At 57.9% G+C, this 15084-nt stretch carries 12 protein-coding genes; all 12 read right to left on the bottom strand.

What is annotated here, in order from left to right; all coding sequences use genetic code 11:
• Positions 1-1243: 1243 nt before the first annotated feature.
• A complete protein-coding gene (locus ACIP1G_RS25590; protein ID WP_400741987.1) occupies positions 1244-3256 on the bottom strand; it encodes a polysaccharide biosynthesis protein in 2013 nt (670 codons plus the stop codon).
• A gap of 128 nt (positions 3257-3384) precedes the next feature.
• Positions 3385-5382, bottom strand: a complete 1998-nt coding sequence (locus ACIP1G_RS25595; protein WP_400741989.1) for a polysaccharide biosynthesis protein — start codon at positions 5380-5382, stop codon at positions 3385-3387.
• A 51-nt stretch (positions 5383-5433) separates the two neighbouring features.
• Positions 5434-6609: a DegT/DnrJ/EryC1/StrS family aminotransferase gene (locus ACIP1G_RS25600; protein WP_400741992.1), complete on the bottom strand. Its 1176-nt coding sequence runs from the start codon at positions 6607-6609 to the stop codon at positions 5434-5436.
• A gap of 89 nt (positions 6610-6698) precedes the next feature.
• The gene (locus tag ACIP1G_RS25605) at positions 6699-7322 is read right to left on the bottom strand and encodes an acetyltransferase (protein ID WP_400741995.1); all 624 of its coding nucleotides are present in this window, start codon (positions 7320-7322) and stop codon (positions 6699-6701) included.
• Complete coding sequence (locus ACIP1G_RS25610) at positions 7319-7915, bottom strand: sugar transferase (protein WP_400741996.1); 597 nt, start codon at positions 7913-7915, stop codon at positions 7319-7321. The genes ACIP1G_RS25605 and ACIP1G_RS25610 overlap by 4 nt, the downstream gene beginning before the upstream one ends.
• Positions 7916-7960: 45 nt before the next feature.
• Positions 7961-9181, bottom strand: coding sequence for a glycosyltransferase family 4 protein (locus ACIP1G_RS25615; RefSeq protein ID WP_400741999.1), 1221 nt, complete (start codon positions 9179-9181; stop codon positions 7961-7963).
• A gap of 6 nt (positions 9182-9187) precedes the next feature.
• Entirely contained in the window at positions 9188-10318 is a 1131-nt protein-coding gene (gene wecB / locus ACIP1G_RS25620; RefSeq protein ID WP_400742000.1) for a non-hydrolyzing UDP-N-acetylglucosamine 2-epimerase, read from the bottom strand.
• Positions 10319-10346: 28 nt separating this feature from the next.
• Complete coding sequence (locus ACIP1G_RS25625) at positions 10347-11459, bottom strand: capsular polysaccharide biosynthesis protein CapF (protein WP_400742003.1); 1113 nt, start codon at positions 11457-11459, stop codon at positions 10347-10349.
• 3 nt (positions 11460-11462) lie between these two features.
• Positions 11463-12497, bottom strand: a complete 1035-nt coding sequence (locus tag ACIP1G_RS25630; RefSeq protein ID WP_400742005.1) for a polysaccharide biosynthesis protein — start codon at positions 12495-12497, stop codon at positions 11463-11465.
• Between the two features lie 29 nt (positions 12498-12526).
• Positions 12527-13309: an AglZ/HisF2 family acetamidino modification protein gene (locus tag ACIP1G_RS25635; protein WP_400742007.1), complete on the bottom strand. Its 783-nt coding sequence runs from the start codon at positions 13307-13309 to the stop codon at positions 12527-12529.
• Positions 13310-13322: 13 nt separating this feature from the next.
• Positions 13323-13937: an imidazole glycerol phosphate synthase subunit HisH gene (gene hisH / locus ACIP1G_RS25640; RefSeq protein ID WP_400742010.1), complete on the bottom strand. Its 615-nt coding sequence runs from the start codon at positions 13935-13937 to the stop codon at positions 13323-13325.
• Positions 13934-15070: an N-acetyl sugar amidotransferase gene (locus ACIP1G_RS25645; RefSeq protein ID WP_400742012.1), complete on the bottom strand. Its 1137-nt coding sequence runs from the start codon at positions 15068-15070 to the stop codon at positions 13934-13936. Before ACIP1G_RS25645 ends, hisH begins: the two co-directional genes overlap by 4 nt.
• Positions 15071-15084 lie beyond the last annotated feature (14 nt).

Below are 15084 nucleotides of genomic sequence, written 5' to 3' on the forward strand. Positions count from 1 at the left end.
ATCGAGCGCCGCCCGCGCGGCGCTTCGCGGCACAAGGCCGCTCCCACATCTGTTTCGGGCCAGTTACTCCTGCCACCTGCGCACTCGCTCCCTGGTGCATGGCTGGAGATTGATGAAGAGCAGCGGCGCAGCCGATATCGAAGGGAACAAACAAGGCGGACAGCGGTGACCTCACAGAAGTGACTGGCCCGAAACAAACAGTGGGAGCGGCCTTGTGCCGCGAAGCGCCGCGCGGGCGGCGCTCGATCTCACAGGCAACCAAAATCCAAAGGCAAGCACCCGTCAGCCCCTACCGCATAACTGACTGGCATTAGGGCCTGCGGGCCAGTATCCCTGGCCGTTCACCGTTGCCGCCACCACCGCATTCGCGGGTGAACCCGCTCCTACATTGATCGATGACGCATACACGTCGGTGGTCTGATACAGGCCGGTGTGCACACACATCGGTGGTTCGGCACAGGCCGTTGTAGGAGCGGGTTTACCCGCGAAGGGGCCGGGCCTGCGGGCCAATATCCCAGGCCATTCACCGTCGCAGCCACCACCGTATTCGCGGGTGAACCCGCTCCTACATTGATCGGGGGTGCATACACATCGGTGGTCCGATACAGGCCGGTGGTGCACACACATCGGTGGTTCGGCACAGGCCGTTGTAGGAGCGGGTTCACCCGCGAAAGGGCCGGGCCTGCGGGCCAGTATCCCTGGCCGTTCACCGTTGCCGCCACCACCGCATTCGCGGGTGAACCCGCTCCTACATTGATCGGGGGTGCACACACATCAGTGGTCCGATGCAGGCCGGGGGTGCACACATCGGTGGTTCGGCACAGCCCGTTGTAGGAGCGGGTTTACCCGCGAAGAGGCCGGGCCTGCCGTAATGCCGGTCAGTCAAGAAATGGCAAGATGTTCTCCATGCCTTTAGCAGCGCCTATTCGATCGAGCGCCGCCCGCGCGGCGCTTCGCGGCACAAGGCCGCTCCCACATCTGTTTCGGGCCAGTTACTCCTGCCTCCTGCGCACTCGCACCCTGGGTGCATGGCTGGAGATTGAGAACAGCAGCGGCGCAGCCGATAACGAGGGGAACAAACAAGGCGGACAGCGGTGACCTCACAGAAGTGACTGGCCCGAAACAAACAGTGGGAGCGGCCTTGTGCCGCGAAGCGCCGCGCGGGCGGCGCTCGATCTCACAGGCAACCAAAATCCAAAGGCAAGCCCCCGTCAGCCCCTACCGCTTAACTGACTCAGGCCGCTCAATGCTCCAGACGCCGCTGCTGGTAGATCCAGTCGACAATCTCCCCCTCCGGCGCATACCCGATAACCGTTTCGCGCAACAACTGACGCACCCGCACGAAGTCATCGGCTGCAGCCGCGCTCAGCAATTGGCTCAATGCGTCTTTCAATGCATCCCAAGCCAGGAAATCTTCATCCGCACTCATGATCATCGGATGGCGCGTGGCGATCACATTGTCCCCGATCAGCAGCTCCTCATAGAGTTTCTCGCCCGGACGCAAGCCGGTGAACTCGATGGCGATATCCCCCTTGGGGTTACGCTCCGAACGCACACTGAACCCCGACAGATGGATCATCTTTTCTGCCAACTCGACAATCCGTACCGGCTCCCCCATGTCGAGCACGAACACATCACCGCCCTTCCCCATGGACCCCGCCTGGATAACCAACTGCGCAGCTTCCGGAATGGTCATGAAGTAACGGGTGATCTTGGGGTGCGTCACCGTCAGCGGGCCACCGGCCTTGATCTGCTTATGGAACAGCGGAATCACCGACCCCGAGGAGCCCAGCACATTGCCAAAGCGCACCATGGTGAACCGGGTCTTGTTAACCCGCGAAACATTACCGGCATCACCAAACATCACGGGGGCCAATTCGCGGCTCAAGGCTTGCAAGGTCATTTCGGCCAGGCGCTTGGTACTGCCCATGACATTGGTCGGGCGCACCGCCTTGTCGGTGGAAATCAGCACAAAGTTGGCAACACCGGCCTGCAATGCAGCCTGGGCGGTGTGCAAGGTACCGATAACGTTGTTGCTCAGGCCTTCGGCAATGTTGTGCTCGACCATGGGCACATGCTTGTAGGCCGCAGCGTGATATACGGTATCAACCCGCCAGGTCTTCATGATGTCGAGCATCTGCGGCTGGTTGCGTACCGAGCCAAGAATCGGGATCAGGCTGGTCGATAACGACTCACGGGCAATACGCTGCTCCAGCTCCGAGAGGATGCTGTAGAGGTTGAACTCGCTATGATCGAACAACAGCAAGGTCCTGGGGGATTGCCCGAGGATCTGACGGCAAAGTTCGGAACCGATCGAACCACCTGCGCCGGTAACCAGTACCGCCTGGTCGACAATGCAACGCTCCAGCAGATCACTTTGCGCAGGCACCGCATCACGGCCCAGCAAATCGGCAATGTCGACTTCCTGGATGTCATCCACCTTGACCTTGCCGCTGGCCAGGTCCATGAAGCCGGGCACACTGCGCACGTGCAGCGGGAAGCCTTCGAGGAAAGTCAGAATCTCCCGTCTGCGGGTGCGGCTGGCCGACGGAATCGCCAGCAGGATCTCCTGGGCACCGGTCACGTCGATCAGCTGTTGCAACTGGTCAGGGTGGTACACCTGCAGGCCGGCAATTACCCGGTCCGTGATACTGGCATCGTCATCGATGAAGGCCACGGGGCGCATGGCCTTGTCCATGCGCAGGGCGGCAACCAGTTGGTTGCCTGCGGCACCTGCGCCGTAGATGGCTACTTTCGGCAGGCCGTTTTCACGGCTGGCAAAGGGTACATGCTGGACCGCAGCAGAGAACCAGTCCCCCAGAAAATACTGACGCATGGCCAAGCGCAGCCCGCCAACCATGATCAGGCTCAGCCACCAGTAGTTGAACGTGATCGAGCGGGGCACGACAGCCTGGCGGTCGCCCATCCAATAGATGATGACACCCAGAATCAACGCCGAGAGGGTAACCGCCTTGATGATTGCGATCAGGGCGTCATTGCCGAAGTACCTCATTACGGCCCGATAAAGCCCAAAACGTATGAACAACGGGATGGCCACAATCGGTGCACACAAGAACAGCCACGCATGCTCGAGCAACGGGTTGATCAGGTCATCTATCCCTAGCCTTACCACGAATGCCAACCACAAAGCGCACCAAACCAGGCCAATATCAGCTATCACCTGCAACAAGCGCTTATGCCCGCGCGGCAGCTTCTGCAACCGTTCTCGAATGCCGTTGTCGACCCAGTTTCCCATAGCGCCCCCATATACCACTTTATAGTTATAACTTTAGACGCGGTATTCAGCGCTGATTTACCGGATCGTCTACGCGCGTAAAGCGCTGCGTCCGTTTTACCTCATGCAGCAGCCATTGCAGTGGTATGTCAGGGCTCCAGACGACGTTGAATATGCATGAAATCGACAATTTCGCCCTGAGGGGTATAGCCAGCCACGGTTTCGCGCAAGATCTGCCGGAGCGTCACGTAGTCATCCTTTTCAATCGCTGCGAGTAACGCCGTCAGCTTTTGCTTCATGATGTCCCAAGGCAAACAATCTTCTTGCGCGCTCATGATCATCGGGTGCCGGGTGGCGATCACGTTGTCACCAATCAGCAACTCCTCATACAGTTTCTCACCCGGCCGCAAGCCGCTGAACTCGATGGTGATATCGCCATGCGGGTTACGTTCGGAACGCACACTCAAGCCCGATAGATGAATCATCTTCTCGGCAAGTTCGACAATTTTGACCGGCTCGCCCATGTCCAGTACGAATACGTCGCCGCCCTGCCCCATCGAGCCGGCCTGGATCACCAGCTGAGCGGCCTCGGGAATGGTCATGAAGTAGCGCGTGATCTTCGGGTGCGTGACCGTAACCGGGCCACCGGCCTGGATCTGCTTGTGGAACAGCGGGATTACGGAACCTGAAGAGCCCAACACGTTGCCGAACCGCACCATGGTAAAGCGTGTGCGGTTGACCTGAGACACATTGCCCTCTTCGCCAAAAAGCACAGGCGCCGCTTCGAGGCTCAACGCCTGCAACGCGAGTTCGGCCAGGCGCTTGGTGCTGCCCATTACGTTTGTCGGGCGTACGGCCTTGTCTGTCGAGATAAGCACAAAATTGGCAACGCCTGCCTGCAATGCAGCCTGCGCCGTATTGAGGGTGCCGATGGCGTTGTTCAGCACACCCTCGGCGACATTGTGCTCGACCATCGGTACATGCTTGTAAGCTGCAGCGTGGTAAACCGTATCAACCTTCCAGCTGTGCAGCACATCCAACAGTAACCTGGGATTACGCACCGAACCGAGTATTGGCAATAACCGCGTGGCCAAGCCCTCGCGAGTTATGCGCTGCTCAAGCTCCGACTGGATGCTGTACAGGTTGAACTCACTGTGCTCGAACATCAGCAAGGTCGTTGGCGCCAGGCTCAGGATCTGCCTGCACAGCTCGGACCCTATCGAACCGCCTGCTCCGGTGACCAGCACCGTCTGCCCTGTGATGCAGCGTTCCAGCAAATCTTCCTGCGCGGGCACAGCATCTCGACCCAGCAGATCGGCAATATCAACCTCCTGGATGTCATCCACCTTGACCCGGCCACTGGCCAAGTCCATGAACCCCGGGATACTGCGCACATGCAGCGGAAACTGCTCAAGTCGGGTCAGAATTTCCCGACGACGGACCCTGCTGGCAGAAGGGATGGCCAGCAGAATCTCCTGCGCCCCGGTCATATCCAGCATTTTCTCGATATGCTCAGGCTTGTAGACCTGCAAGCCCGAAATCACCCTGTCGGCAATGCTGTCGTCATCGTCAATGAATGCCACTGGGCGCATCGCCTTGCCAATCCGCAGCGCCGCAACGAGCTGGTTGCCGGCGGCACCGGCGCCGTAGATTGCAACCCGGGGCAGGCCATCGTGCCGGCTGGCGAATGGTACATGTTGCGCCGCAGTGAACCAGTCACCGAGAAAGTATTGGCGCATCGCCAGGCGTAGCCCGCCCACCATGATCAGGCTGAGCCACCAGTAGTTGAAAATGACCGACCTGGGCACCAGGTGCTCATGGTTGCTGTACCAATACACCACAAGGCCCAGGATCAACGCAGACAGGCTGACCGCTTTGATGATAGCGATCAGCGCTTCATTGCCAAAGTAACGCATGACCGCTCGGTACATGCCAAAACGAACGAACATCGGGATGGAAACGGCGGGCGCCGCGATAAACAGCCATGCATGTTCCAGAACCGGGTTGGCCAGTTCATCGATACCCAGCCGGACCAGGAAGGCCAGCCACAGGGCTGCCCACACCAGCAGAATGTCTGTTACTACCTGGACAAGGCGCTTGTGGCGCCTTGGCAAGGCCAGCAACCAGCCGCGCAGTCTGTTAATCATGCTTGCACTTCCATGCCATTCTCCACAAAAGCTCCGTACAGTTGCGGAGTGTCACGCCGCTGCCAACGCCATCACATCTTTCAGTGCCTGGCAGGTTTTTTCGATTTCCGCAGCGCTCAAGGTCGGGTGCACCAGGAACATCAGGCTGGTTTCCCCCAGCTCCCTGGCAATGCTCAGATGCGGCTCAGGGCGCCAGTTGGTGCCATCAAATGCTTTTTCCAGGTACACCTCCGAGCAGGAGCCGGAGAAACAGGGCACACCGCGCTCGGTGATCGCCCCCAGAATACGGTCACGCGTCCATTCGGGGCGTAGCGCATCAGGCTCGACGAAAACGTAACACTTGTAGGCTGCGTGGCCGATGTCCTGCCCTGGAACAGGTACGCGCAGGCCCTTGAGCCCCTTCGCACAGTCCCAGATGGTGGTGGCATTGGCCATGCGTGCCTTGTTCCACTCTGGCATGCGGCGCAGCTGAATACGGCCGATTACCCCTTGCATCTCCATCATGCGCCAGTTGGTGCCAAAGCTCTCGTGCAACCAACGGAATCCGGGGGCATGCTCGCGCTGATAAACCGCTTCCCAGCTTTTGCCATGGTCCTTGAACGCCCACATCTTTGCCCAAAGCTCGCGGTCGTTGGTAGTGACCATGCCGCCTTCCCCGCCGGTAGTCATGATCTTGTCCTGACAGAACGACCAGGCTCCGACGTGACCAATGGAACCAACAGGACGCCCCTTGTAGCTTGCACCGTGCGCCTGCGCACAATCCTCGATCACCTTCAGGTCATGCTGGGCTGCCAATGCCATGATAGGGTCCATATCGCATGGCCAACCGGCAAGGTGCACACAGATCACGGCCCGGGTACGCGGCGTCAATACAGCGCGGATGGTTTCGGCAGTGATATTTTGCGTATCCCTGTCGACTTCAGCGAAAACCGGCACCGCCCCGGCGTTGACGATACTGGACACCGAGGCGAGGAACGTGCGCGGCGTGACGACCACTTCATCACCCTTGCCAATACCCAGCGCATTCAACGCCAGGTCCAACGCGACGGTACCGTTGGCCAGCGCTACCGCATGAGCGGTACCGGCCCAGGCAGCGAACTCCTGCTCGAACTGGCGGCATTCCTGGCCTGTCCAGTAATTGACCTTGTTGGACAGCACAACATCGCGAACTGCATTGGCCTCTTCATCGGTGAATGATGGCCAGGGGGCAAAAGAAGTATTCAACACAGTGATCTACTCGCTATCCAGAATTTTCGTCGATACTGGCGACACGTTGCGCCAGCCATAAATGCTTGGTTCTATAACGTTGACCGCGATCATTTGCCGACTGCTCGTGCTGGAACCCCAACAACAGTCAGGTCATCAGCAACTGCCGAAACTACCACCGCCCCAGCGCCGACGGTGACATGCGCGCCGATGCTGGTCAGCTGACGCACGCAGGCACCAATGCCGACCCAGCTTTCGTCACCTACCTGCACCTGGCCTGCCAGACGCGCACCAGGGCTGACATGAACAAACGCCCCAAGGCTGCAATCGTGATCGACACTGCAGCCGGTGTTGAGGATGGCACCGTCACCGATATCGCAAAACGGGTTAACCACAGCGGTGGCAAACACTACGCTGCCAGCGCCCAGATGCGAGTGCTTACTGACTACGGCGGCAGGATGGATGATGGTTGCCATCGCAGCGCCCGCCTGCACGAGCAGCTGCTGTTTGGCGCGGCGGATGGCGTTGTTGCCAATCGCCACGACCACGCCTTCATAAGTATCAACTGCAGCAAGCAGCTGCGCACTGCCCCCGACAATCGACCACACGCCACACACTGTGCGCTCAGGCCAGGCATCGTCAAAAAAGTCGATGTGTTCCCAGCCGCACAACGCTGCGGCATCGGCCACTACCTTGCCGTGGCCGCTGGCCCCCAGAATCGCCAGCCGGTTCATTTTCGCGAACCGGTAAATTTGGACATGGTGACCTCACCCTGCGCACTGATACCGTCACGTACGATGACTTTTTTTACCGTGAGGAAGATGACTTTGAGGTCCAGCCAGAACGAGCGGTTGTCCACATACCAGACGTCCAGCTTGAACTTCTCTTCCCAGCTCAATGCGTTACGACCGTTGATCTGCGCCCAGCCGGTGACACCAGGGCGCACAGCATGACGACGCCGCTGCTCGGCGTCGTACAACGGCAGGTATTCCATCAACAACGGCCGCGGTCCGACCAGGCTCATATCGCCTTTTACGACATTCCACAGCTCGGGCAACTCATCGAGGCTGCTCGAACGCAAGAAGCTACCGAACCGGGTCATGCGCTGGTCGTCGGGTAGCGGGTTGCCCCGGCTATCGACCGCATCACGCATCGTCCGGAACTTGACCATCTCGAAAGGCTTGCCATGCATACCGGGGCGTACCTGACGGAACAATACCGGTGAGCCTAGCTTGCGCCGGATCATCATCGCCACGATGACGATGACTGGCGACAGCACTATCAGGCCTGCCGTTGCTGCAACCACATCGAACAATCGTTTCAACATCTCAATACCCAACCAAATTCAACGGCCCGACCATGCTTTGCACCATTACTTGCCCAAGCGCCTGAAATGTTCGCCAAAGCGCTGTACACCTACTTTCAAAGAAAGCTTCTGACGATAGAACTCCGCGCCTTTCTGGCCCATCTGAGCCCGCTGCTGTTCAGTCAGCAAGCTGAGCTCGATGCAGGCATCCGCCAGCGCTTGAGGGTTCTGCGGCTCGGCTATCACTCCGCAGCCGGCATCCTGCACCAACTGCGCCGCATCGCCTTCCACCGCCATGATCAACGGCTTCCCGGCTGCCATGTAAGCTTGAGTCTTCGACGGTATGGTAATGGTGAATAGCGGGTCTTTCTTCAGGTGTACCAGCAACGCATCAGCACTCGCCAGGTACGCTCCAACCTCTGCCATGGGCACGCCAGGCAAGAAAACCACATTGTCGAGCAGCCGTTCCTGCACAACAGCCTGCAGGCGCGAAACCTCAACGCCGCCGCCCAGAAAGACCAGCGATACATTGGCTGCCCTTTGCTTGAGAATCACTGCCGCGTCAATCACCGCATCAAGCGCTTGCGCTTTGCCCATGTTGCCGGCGAACAACACCCGGAAGGTGGCGCTATTCGGGAAATTGCCGGGCTTGTCTGCCTCCGCGGCACACACCATGTCCTCGGCGCACCAGTTGTAAATCACATCGATCTTTGTCGCCGGGACACCACGTTCGATGAGCAACCGCCTGAACCCAGGCGATAGCACCACGATCTGGTCAACACGCCGGTACACCCAGTCGCATACACGGCCGACCAGGCGTAATGCCTTCTCGTTGGAGAACATGCCAGTAGCCTTCAAGGTATCCGGCCACATGTCCTGAATGTCATACACCACAGGAACCCTACGAAACATCCGTATGAGCGCTGCCGACATGCCGACTGTCAGCGGCGGGTGATAGGCATAGATCACATGCGGTTTACGCGCACCGAACAACCCATAGAACAGGCTGGTCGCAGCAAAACTTGCATAGTTGAGTACACGCCCGATACCGCTCTGCCCATGGCTGGGGTAGAGCGGAACGCGCGTCACGTTAACGCCATCGATCACTTCACGCTGTATGAGCTTGACCTTGTACCCCGAGTACAACTTACCGCCAGGGTAATTGGGAAAGCCGGTAATAACTTCCACTTCAAAACCCTGAGCTACCAGTTCTCGGGCAAACACCAGCCCTTTGAAAGTCGGCTCGGGGTCAAACCATTGAGTAAGCAGTAGAATGCGCGTGGCCATGACAGATCAGTACCTTCTCCAGACGGTACGCATCACATAGTCACGGTAGCTGTGGATAATCCGCACCACCTTTTCCGACACATTTGGCATGCTGTAGTCTTCCACCAGGCGCAGGCCACGGTTCTCGCCACGTGGCTGGGTTTCCAGCAGCGCCAGCCCCTGCAACACGCGCGTCACCTCCAGCCCGGTCATCATGACCGCAGCCTCCTCCATACCCTCGGGGCGCTCATGTGCCTCGCGCAAGTTCAGTGCCGGGAAATTAAGGATCGACGACTCTTCGTTGATGGTGCCGCTGTCTGACAAGACAGCCTTGGAGGCCAACTGCAGCTTGTTGTAGTCGGTGAAGCCCAGGGGTTTGAGCAGGCGTACGTTAGCGTGAAACTTCACACCCAGCGCATCGACACGCTTCTGCGTGCGCGGGTGGGTAGAAACAATCACCGGCAAGTTGAACTCGGCGGCCACGGTATTGAGCACGTCCACCAGCTTGAGGAAGTTCGTGTCGGCCTCGATGTTCTCTTCGCGGTGTGCGCTGACGACAAAAAACTGCCCCGCTTCCAGCCCCAGGCGCTCCAATACATCAGAAGCCTCGATCGACGGGCGATAATGGTTGAGCACCTCGAACATCGGGCTACCGGTCTTGATCACCATGTCTGGCGGCAGACCCTCGCGCAGCAGGTAGTCACGTGCAATGGTGCTGTAGGTGAGGTTGATGTCAGCCGTGTGATCGACGATGCGTCGGTTGATTTCTTCAGGGACACGCATGTCGAAGCAACGATTGCCTGCTTCCATGTGGAAGGTCGGGATCTTGCGACGCTTGGCTGGAATCACCGCCATGCAGCTGTTGGTATCCCCCAGCACCAGCAGCGCCTCAGGCTGCACCTCGGCCAGCACGCGGTCCACCGCAATGATTACATTGCCAATGGTCTCTGCGCCGGAGGCTCCGGCCGCATTGAGGAAATGGTCGGGTTTGCGGATGCCCAGGTCCTGAAAGAAGATTTCGTTCAGCTCATAGTCATAGTTCTGGCCGGTATGCACCAGTACCTGATCACAATGCTGATCAAGTGCACTCATGACCCGCGACAGGCGAATGATTTCCGGACGGGTTCCAACAACAGTGACAATTTTCAGCTTTTTCATACTGTCCTCATTTCATGCATCAACCGGGTCAAGGGCAAACCGGCAACGCATAAGTGTCCGGGTGTTCGCGATCGAAAATCTCATTGGCCCACAGCATGACGATCATTTCGTCATCACCGATATTGGTGATGTCATGGGTCCAACCCGGCACTGTCTCGACAATGGTCGGGGACTCGCCGCTGGTCTGAAGTTCATAGAACTCCTCTGTGACAACATGGCGGAAACGGAAGTTTGCCGTGCCTTTGATCACCAGGAATTTTTCGGTCTTGGAATGGTGATAGTGCCCACCACGCGTGATCCCAGGGTGCGCCGTGAAGTACGAGAACTGACCGGCATCAGGGGTTTTCAGCATTTCGACGAAAACGCCGCGCGGGTCGCCGTACTTGGGCACCTCATAAGTGAACGCTGCCGGTGGCAGGTAGCTGAGGTAGGTGGAATACAGCGCACGCACAAGGCCGACACCTACATTCTCGGTGATCAAGGTCGAGCGGCTTTCGCGGAAACTGCGCAACTGCTCAGCCAATGCACCCACCGTGGTGCTGTAGACTGGCTCTACTTCGACCCTGCCGCTGCCCACGTTCTCGCCATCCATGATGGCCAGGAACTTGCTGACCACGTCATCGACATAGACCAGGCTCAGTGCCGCAGAGGCATCATGAATCTGGATAGGCAGGTCATGCGCAATGTTGTGGCAGAAGGTCGCTACCGCCGAGTTGTAATTGGGGCGCGCCCATTTACCAAACACGTTAGGCAAACGGAAGATATAAACGTCATTGCCATGCGCTTGGGCAAGCGCAGTCAATGCCTGTTCGGCTGCCAGTTTGCTGAGCCCGTAAGGGTTGTCGCGCTCCGCCTGGATCGACGAGGTATAGAGTACCGGGATGTTTCGCCCGGAAGCGTTCACAGCCTCGCACAACTGCTGGGTCAACTCGCTGTTGCCGCTGCCAAATTCCGCCGGATCCTGAGGGCGATTGACGCCCGCCAGGTGGAAGACGAAGTCGGCTTGCGCGACCTTGGCTTGCAGCGCTTGCAGCTCGTCGCCACGCGCGTAAAGGCTGACTTCGACGTCCTTGCGTTCGCGCAAATGAACCAGCAGGTTGCGGGCGATGAAGCCATTGCTTCCAGTGACCAGAACTTTCATGGGTCACTCCTCCGGTGTGGCGTGCTCGCCACGCTGGATGGCCTTGATGAAGTCGAGCTTCAATAGCAAAGCCTGCATTTCAGCCACGTCGAGTCGGTGAGTGTTATGCGAGTTGTAATCTTCCGTATGGGAGATTTTTTCTTCGCCCTGCTCGACGAACTTGCTGTAGTTCAGATCACGCAGGTCTGGCGGCACACGGTAGTAATCGCCCATGTCTTCGGCACACGCCATCTCTTCTCGGCTAAGCAGCGCTTCGTAGAGCTTTTCACCGTGACGGGTACCGATGACTTGAATGGGGTGCTCTGGCTGGCCAAGCAGCGCAGTCAATGCCGTTGCCAGGGTTTGCACCGTGGCCGCTGGCGCCTTCTGCACGAACAGGTCGCCGTTGTTGCCGTGTTCGAAGGCATACAGCACCAGGTCAACCGCATCTGCCAGGGTCATCATGAAGCGGGTCATGTTCGGGTCGGTGATGGACAACGGTTTGCCGGCACGAACCTGATCGATGAACAACGGGATCACCGAACCACGCGATGCCATCACGTTACCGTAGCGGGTGCCGCATATCACCGTCTTGGCTTCATCCAGGTTGCGCGACTTGGCAACCATGACCTTTTCCATCATGGCCTTGGAAATACCCATGGCGTTGATCGGGTAAACCGCCTTGTCGGTGCTCAGGCACACAACGCGCCGCACTTCGTTCTGAATGGCCGCTTCAAGTACGTTCTCGGTACCGATGACGTTGGTCTTGACGGCTTCCATCGGGTGAAACTCGCAGGACGGCACCTGTTTCAACGCGGCGGCATGGTAGATGAAGTCAACACCACGGGTAGCGTTGAGCACGCTCTGGTAGTCCCGAACATCGCCAATGTAGAACTTGAGCTTGGCGCTGTCGTAGCGCTTGCGCATGTCGTCCTGCTTTTTCTCGTCGCGGCTGAAAATGCGCACTTCCGCAATGTCGCTATCGAGAAACCGCTTGAGGACCGCGTTGCCGAAGGATCCGGTGCCGCCGGTGATAAGAAGCTTTTTACCCTTGAACATATGATCTGACCCTTGCGACGCGCTGGAGGTTAACGAGCGCGTAGAGCTGAATAAATGATGTCGTCTTTCTGTTGGGCACTTGGATAACTGATCAGCACCGCTCGATAGGTACCCTTGAACACGAAGAAGCTGCCCGCCGCCACGCCAACCACACCGCATGCCTTGACCACACTGGCCATATCCTCGAGCGAGCCACCGCCGCCCAGGATGGTGATCGGGATGTGCACCGCGGCGCGAAGCTTGGTCGCCAGGTCCAGGTCGTAGCCCTTCATCTTTCCATCATTTTCGATCGAGTTGAGGACGATCTCCCCTGCACCGAGCTTTTCCAGTTCCTGGGCCACTTCCAGCACGTTGCGCTTGGTGTTGCGCGTGCCATTGTGTGTCCAGACTTCCTGATGCTTGCTCAGCAAACGCGACTTGTGGTCCAGCACCACGACCACGCTCTGGCTGCCAATTTCTTCAGCGATTTGCGTGACGAGCTGGGGGTTTTCCAGGGCAGCCGAGCTGATGGCGACCTTTTCCACCCCCAGCTGGATGATCTTCTTTGCTTGCGCCGCAGTGCGTATGCCACCGCCATAGCACAGCGGCATACGGCATTCGGCGGCGAGTTTGGCAATCTGCGTATAGTTGGGCTCGACACCATGCGCCGTGGCATCAATGTCGATCACGATCAGCTCGTCGGCTTCCTTTTCGTTGAAGATCTTCACCGCATTGATGGGATCTCCGACGTATTTCGGATCCTTGAATTTGACCGTCTTGACCAGCCCACCATCTTGAATGAGCAGGCATGGAATGATCCGGGGTCTCAGCATTGTCAGTTTCCGCTCACAGTTCCGCGAAGTTTTTCAGCAGCCCGACACCAAAATGGTGGCTCTTCTCAGGGTGGAACTGAACGCCATAGACGTTCCCAGCCTGAACAGCGCAACTGAACTCAAGCCCGTAGGAAGACATCGCCGCACGGTGCTGTTCCTGCTCGCAGTCAAAGAAGAACGAGTGCAAGAAGTAGAACCGCGCCTCTTCTTCGAAACCTTTGAACAAGGGGTTGTCGTTGAGGGCTGCCACGTCATTCCAGCCCATGTGAGGCAACGGCAGGTCTGTAAGGTTGGGGACGGACTTGAAGGAGCGAACGCACCCTGGCACCCAGCCCAGGCCTGCCAGACGCCCTTCTTCACTGCTGCTGGCGAGAATTTGCATGCCCACGCAGATACCGAGCACGGGTACCTTGTGCTGCTGCACCAGCTCTTCGAGGGTAGGACGCATGCCCGACGCATCCAGCCGCTCGATCGCATGGTCGAAGGCGCCGACGCCGGGAAGGATCAGTTTGGTTGCGCCATCCAGTTGCGCTGCGGTTTGCGCAACTGCCACCGGAATGTGCAAGCGTCGATAGACGTTAACGAAGGCCTGGATGTTGCCCAAGCCATAATCAATGATGGTGATCATCTGAACAGCCTTCTTTCCAATCCGATTGCACTGAGCACTCTTGCGCCAATGCCGATCACGAAACGTTTGTTTTTGTAGTCACGGAAGGTCTTGTTCTTGCCTTCGAAAATGCCTTGAAGCTCAGGCACAGTCAAGTCCAGCTTGTGCGCAACGTATTCGAACTCGGATTTCAGGAAATTTTCGTCCATCTCCGGTCGGGCAATGCGCTCAAGCGCCGCCTCGCGCGTCAACTGGCCGGTCATGATCAGGCTGGAGAAATGCGCGCGGCGCTTTTCGTAGCCAAACTTGCGCGGCATCCAGTAGTCTTCGTAAAAACGCGTGAAGCGCGACTCGTGGTGTTTATGCTTGAACCGCTTCCAGCCGAACAGGCGCTCCAGCGTGGCCTCGGCGTCCGCCTTGACGTAGGGCACGAGGTTCAGCGGTTTGACAATCTGCATGCCGAGGATGCGCTGGTAATAAACCTTGTAGGTCAGAATATCGACGAGCGGGAAGCTCTTCAGAGACCGCTTGCCAAATTGGCCATGAATGTCATTGAACAAGGTTTTGTCAATCCCAGGGTAGCCGCCCCACTCTTCGGGCTCACGGCAGCACTCCGTCGAGTAATTGGCGCCGGTCAAGACATATTTGATCTTGTGCTTGTGTGCAAATTTATAGAGCGAAGAGAAGAAGGCCGCATCCTGTGGTAAATCCTGGTCGGAAATTTGCGAACGCAAGAAGGCCACTTGAAGGTCCTTCATTTCTTCCCAGTTGATAACATCGGTGTACAGGTCCAGGCCGAGCCCGTCGACCAGGCGCTCGATGTTGCCAACCGCCTGGTCAGTGTTCCAGCCCGCGTCCACGTGGAACAGCAACGGCCTCAGGCCCATGACGTTCTTGGCTACGTAGGCAGCGTACGAGCTATCCAGGCCGCCACTCAAACCGATAATGCAGTCAAAATCCTTGCCTTTACCGTGTTGCTTGATTTTTTCTGCCAGCGCCATCAGTTCGGATTCGCCTTGCGCGCCAGTGTGCCAATTGGGCTTGATCTCACTGTCGAAGTTGGCGCAGTACTCGCAAACGCCATGCTGGTCAAAGCGAATGTTCGGGTCGCTGGTGTCCATGATGCAACGCGTACAAATTTTGTAGTTTTTCATATTAGCTTCCAGCA

It is taken from the genome of Pseudomonas sp. NPDC089392, from assembly GCF_044749595.1.
In the GTDB taxonomy this organism is placed as follows: domain Bacteria; phylum Pseudomonadota; class Gammaproteobacteria; order Pseudomonadales; family Pseudomonadaceae; genus Aquipseudomonas.

Bases quoted from the DNA above. Each gene is read 5' to 3' on its own strand.
- wecB (WP_400742000.1), bottom strand. From the start codon at position 10,318: ATGAAAAAGCTGAAAATTGTCACTGTTGTTGGAACCCGTCCGGAAATC.
- ACIP1G_RS25595 (WP_400741989.1), bottom strand. From the start codon at position 5,382: ATGATTAACAGACTGCGCGGCTGGTTGCTGGCCTTGCCAAGGCGCCAC.
- hisH (WP_400742010.1), bottom strand. From the start codon at position 13,937: ATGATCACCATCATTGATTATGGCTTGGGCAACATCCAGGCCTTCGTT.
- ACIP1G_RS25635 (WP_400742007.1), bottom strand. From the start codon at position 13,309: ATGCTGAGACCCCGGATCATTCCATGCCTGCTCATTCAAGATGGTGGG.
- ACIP1G_RS25605 (WP_400741995.1), bottom strand. From the start codon at position 7,322: ATGAACCGGCTGGCGATTCTGGGGGCCAGCGGCCACGGCAAGGTAGTG.
- ACIP1G_RS25625 (WP_400742003.1), bottom strand. From the start codon at position 11,459: ATGAAAGTTCTGGTCACTGGAAGCAATGGCTTCATCGCCCGCAACCTG.
- ACIP1G_RS25590 (WP_400741987.1), bottom strand. From the start codon at position 3,256: ATGGGAAACTGGGTCGACAACGGCATTCGAGAACGGTTGCAGAAGCTG.
- ACIP1G_RS25615 (WP_400741999.1), bottom strand. From the start codon at position 9,181: ATGGCCACGCGCATTCTACTGCTTACTCAATGGTTTGACCCCGAGCCG.
- ACIP1G_RS25630 (WP_400742005.1), bottom strand. From the start codon at position 12,497: ATGTTCAAGGGTAAAAAGCTTCTTATCACCGGCGGCACCGGATCCTTC.
- ACIP1G_RS25645 (WP_400742012.1), bottom strand. From the start codon at position 15,070: ATGAAAAACTACAAAATTTGTACGCGTTGCATCATGGACACCAGCGAC.
- ACIP1G_RS25610 (WP_400741996.1), bottom strand. From the start codon at position 7,915: ATGTTGAAACGATTGTTCGATGTGGTTGCAGCAACGGCAGGCCTGATA.